This is a genomic window from Chrysiogenia bacterium (assembly GCA_020434085.1).
GTDB lineage: Bacteria > JAGRBM01 > JAGRBM01 > JAGRBM01 > JAGRBM01 > JAGRBM01.
Window position 1 is genome coordinate 1 of the sequence record JAGRBM010000399.1, and the last position, 3,685, is coordinate 3,685.

6 protein-coding genes are annotated in these 3,685 nt (G+C 65.0%); 5 read left to right on the forward strand and 1 reads right to left on the reverse strand.

What is annotated here, in order from left to right; translation table 11 throughout:
• Nucleotides 1–336 (forward strand): SDR family NAD(P)-dependent oxidoreductase (locus tag KDH09_13700; protein MCB0220749.1); only part of this gene is annotated, 336 nt, incomplete at its 5' end.
• A 3-nt stretch (nucleotides 337–339) separates the two neighbouring features.
• Here KDH09_13700 and KDH09_13705 read toward each other — a convergent pair.
• Nucleotides 340–1,563: an FKBP-type peptidyl-prolyl cis-trans isomerase gene (locus tag KDH09_13705; protein MCB0220750.1), complete on the reverse strand. Its 1,224-nt coding sequence runs from the start codon at nucleotides 1,561–1,563 to the stop codon at nucleotides 340–342.
• 111 nt (nucleotides 1,564–1,674) lie between these two features.
• Between KDH09_13705 and KDH09_13710 the strand changes: the two genes are divergently transcribed.
• The 4 genes from KDH09_13710 to KDH09_13725 all read left to right on the forward strand — a co-directional run.
• The gene (locus tag KDH09_13710; GenBank protein ID MCB0220751.1) at nucleotides 1,675–2,310 is read left to right on the forward strand and encodes a Crp/Fnr family transcriptional regulator; all 636 of its coding nucleotides are present in this window, start codon (nucleotides 1,675–1,677) and stop codon (nucleotides 2,308–2,310) included.
• 80 nt (nucleotides 2,311–2,390) lie between these two features.
• Nucleotides 2,391–3,017 carry an NAD(P)H-dependent oxidoreductase gene (locus tag KDH09_13715; GenBank protein MCB0220752.1) on the forward strand — a complete coding sequence of 209 codons (627 nt, stop codon included), beginning with the start codon at nucleotides 2,391–2,393 and terminating at the stop codon, nucleotides 3,015–3,017.
• Entirely contained in the window at nucleotides 3,017–3,469 is a 453-nt protein-coding gene (locus KDH09_13720; GenBank protein ID MCB0220753.1) for a DMT family transporter, read from the forward strand. Before KDH09_13715 ends, KDH09_13720 begins: the two co-directional genes overlap by 1 nt.
• The coding region (locus tag KDH09_13725; protein ID MCB0220754.1) for a hypothetical protein at nucleotides 3,466–3,685 on the forward strand (220 nt) is incomplete at its 3' end. The genes KDH09_13720 and KDH09_13725, both read left to right, overlap by 4 nt.

A 3,685-nucleotide genomic window follows, 5' to 3' on the forward strand; every position in this document is an offset into this window, starting at 1 on the left:
CGCGGGACGATCATCTTTACCGGTGCCACCGCCAGCCTGCGCGGCGCCGCGGGCTTTGGCGCCTTTGCCAGCGCCAAGCACGGCCTGCGCGCGCTCGCACAAAGCCTGGCCCGCGAAGTGGGTCCCCAGGGAATCCACGTCGCGCATGTGGTGATCGACGCGATGGTCGATACCGAGTGGATCCGCAAGACCTTCCTGCCGCTGAAAAAAGACCGCAAGGAAGACGACATCACCCGGCCCGCGTCAATCGCCGCGCACTACTTCGCCATTCACAATCAGCCCCGCGATGCATGGACCTTCGAGAGCGACCTGCGACCCTGGTGCGAAAAGTGGTGAGGGCTACTTGATCTCGAGGAGCTCCACCTCGAAGACGAGCGTCGCGTTCGGCGGGATGCCCGGCCTGCCGCGCTCGCCGTAGGCCAGCTCGGGCGGGATGGTGAGCCGGCGCTTGCCGCCCACTCTCATGCCCGCGACTCCCTGATCCCAGCCCTTGATCACTTGACCAATGCCCAGCGCGAACTCGATGGGCTCGCCGCGTGCGCGGGAGCTGTCGAAGACTTCGCCGCCTGGAAGGCGTCCCTCGTAATGAACTCTCACTCTCTGGCCTGCCTGCGCCTCGGCGCCGGTTCCAACCTGCAGATCCTCGATGCCGAGTGCGGCGCCGGGGCGAGGAAGGTCCGCGGGATTGAGCTTGATCCAGGTGGCCTGACGCCGTTCCACCCCCCCGGCATCGGCGAAACGCTGAAACTGGGTGAGGTGGTAGCCGTTCGAGCTGAGATTCCTGTGGCGCTCTTCAAACTGGGATGGGGTCATACCGCCGTAGCTGGAAAACCAGAACGGAATGGGCAGCGGCGGGCGGTAGCGCGCGCGCCACTGCATCTGCCCCTCGTGCAGGCGTCCCTCGGTGACGGCCGGGAACTGCTTTTCCTCGCGCATCCGGCTGTAGGTGCGGCTGGCTTCGCCATCATCCATCCATGCGGTGAAGGGATAGTCCAGGGTTTTCATGAAGTCGTTGATGCGCTCCGCCAGCGGCGAGAGCTCCACGGTGCTGGGTGGCAGGCTCGCGATTGTTGAAGCGGCAGGTGCCGCATCCTCGCCGCATCCGAGCGCGGGCTGGAGCTTGGCCGCCAGGTCGAGCGATCCCTGCAGCAGGGCGTCGCTGCCCGAGACGATGACACGCTCGGTGGCGGCGGTGCGCTTGGATTCGAGTTCGATGACGTAGCCGGTGAGCGCAAAGCTCGAACCGACCTTGGCCAGCTCGCCGCGCACCAGAAAGTCGGCGCTGGCCTGGGCTGCCAGGTCGATCTGGCAGGCCTCGGTGCCGCAGCTCTGTTCGAGTCCCTGCTGGCGCGCCAGGTCGCGCACCACGTCCTCGGCCACGATGCGCACGCACGGGGCACCGGCCAGTTCCTGCTGGAAGAGCGCCGTGAGCCCCTCGGCCATCGCCGCATCGGCGCCGCCCTTGGCCGTGAAGGGATAGACGGCCACGCCCCTTAAATCCTGCGCCGCAAGCGGGCTGGCGAGCTGCAGAAAAATGATTGTCTGAATGGTGAATGCGCGCATGGCGCCCAGCATAGCAGGGCGCGGGCGGGGAGGGGACAGGGCAGTTTTCGCTTCGCCTGCGGGCCGCTAGGCTCTTGCCCGAAGGAAGAACAAGGAGCGCCCGGACCAAGCATGCCGCCGCAACAAGAAGCCGCATTCGCCATTCTGAAAAAGACGCTCGATTCCTACTGGCCGATCACCGACGAGACGTGGGGGTGTTTTCAGAAGATCTCCCGGCTGCGCGAGCTGGGCAAGGCGGAGGTGCTCTACCGGATCGGGGAGATCCCGCCGTCTTTTGCCTTTGTTGTCTCAGGCCTGTTTCGTCTGTTCGTGATCGACGAAAAGGGAAGCGAGTACAACAAGAACTTCTTCGAAGAGGGCGCATTTCCCGGCTGCATGACGGCGCTGCTCACGGATACGCCCTCGCGCTTTGCGATCGACGCGCTCGAACCATCCACCATCATCGAGATCGACTTCGCCGGGTTTCGAAAGCTGCTCATGGAGGCCGAGGATCTCAAGCTCTTCCATATCCACTACCTGGAGAAGAACTGGCTGCTCGACAAAGACGCCCGCGAAGTCGCGCTGGTGCAGGAAGATGCGGCCGCGCGCTACGAGCGCTTTCTACGTGAGCGCCCGCACCTTGCCGAGCGGCTACCCCAGTATCACATCGCCTCGCACCTGGGGGTGACGCCGACCCAGCTCTCGCGCATTCGAAAAAAATCCGGTTCATCAACCTATGTAAATGAGCCGGCAGCCGAGAATTCGTAGGTTGAACGCAGCGAAACGGAGCGGTGCTCCGCGATGCCGGGCCCCTCGGGGCTCGTTCAACCACGAAACGGATCGAAACGATGGATTTGATGAACGCTCTGGAATGGCGCTACGCCGTGCGTAAGTTCTCCGATGAAGTGCTCTCCGAGATGGAAGTCGCTGCGCTCCTCGATGTGACGCGGCTGAGTGCTTCGTCCTACGGGCTCCAGCCCTACCGGCTGCTGGTGGTGGAGTCCCCCGACATCCGCCGCGAGCTGGTGGCGCATTCCTACGGCCAGGAAAAGGTGGCCGCGTGCTCGCACCTGATCGTCTTTGCGGTGCAGACGAACATCGGCGACGCGCTTGTCGATGAGTACGTTCGCATGCTGGCAAAGGCGCGCGGCGTCTCAAGCGAGAGCCTGCAGGCCATGGCCGGACACATCAAGGAGGCACTTGCCGCGAAGAGCCCGGAGGAGAACCTTCAGTGGGCGCACCAGCAGGCTCACATCGCCCTGGGGAATCTGCTCACCAGTGCGGCGATGATGGGGATCGACACCTGTCCGATGGGGGGCTTCGATGCGGCCGGCTACGACCGGGTGCTGGGCCTTGCGAAGGAAAACCTCACTGCGTCGGTGATCTGTCCGATCGGGCGGCGCGACGCCGGGGACGAGGCCGCGGCCGCGCCCAAGGTGCGCCGCGACTACGAAGAGATCGTGATGGTGCGCTGATGGCGGGCGGTCTCTCCATTCTCGCGCTGCTGGCCGGCGCAGCCATTGCGATGCAGGCGAGCATGAACGCGCGCCTGGGCGTGCTGCTGGGAAACTCCCTGCTGGGCGCGTCGTTCGCGTTCTTTTCGAGCTGTCTGTTTACGCTCGGGGCGCTGGCGTTGGGCGCGCGCGCGTATCCGAGCGCCCAGATGGTGCGCGCGGTGCCGGTCCATCTGTGGCTGAGCGGCGCACTCAGCGCCTTCGGTGTTGCGATGTTCTACTACCTCATTCCGCGCATGGGCGTGGGAGCAATGATGAGCTACGCGCTTACTGGACAGATTGTGGTCGCCGTGATCGCCAGTCACTTCGGGTGGTTCGCGCTGCCGGTTCGTCCGGTGGACGCGCTCAAGCTCGCCGGCGTCGCCGCGCTGATATCCGGCATCGTGCTCATCAACTGGGAGCGTGCTGCATGAACGCGCAGGAGCGGGCCAACCTTGAAAATCTGATCGCGTTCTGGACGCGCCTTGGAACGCGGCGCTGCGAAGAGCTCGGCATTGCGCAGGCCCACGCCTCGCAGAGCTGGCCCCACCGCTACTGGCTGGACCCGGATACCGATCTTTCGGCCATCCGCGAGCTCGACGATCTCATCGCGCTGGTGCCGCCCGGCGGCGTGGTGCCGGTGTGGTTCC

Coding starts and splice junctions, on each gene's coding strand:
- KDH09_13710 (MCB0220751.1), top strand. CDS start 1,675: ATGCCGCCGCAACAAGAAGCCGCATTCGCCATTCTGAAAAAGACGCTC.
- KDH09_13715 (MCB0220752.1), top strand. CDS start 2,391: ATGGATTTGATGAACGCTCTGGAATGGCGCTACGCCGTGCGTAAGTTC.
- KDH09_13705 (MCB0220750.1), bottom strand. CDS start 1,563: ATGCGCGCATTCACCATTCAGACAATCATTTTTCTGCAGCTCGCCAGC.
- KDH09_13720 (MCB0220753.1), top strand. CDS start 3,017: ATGGCGGGCGGTCTCTCCATTCTCGCGCTGCTGGCCGGCGCAGCCATT.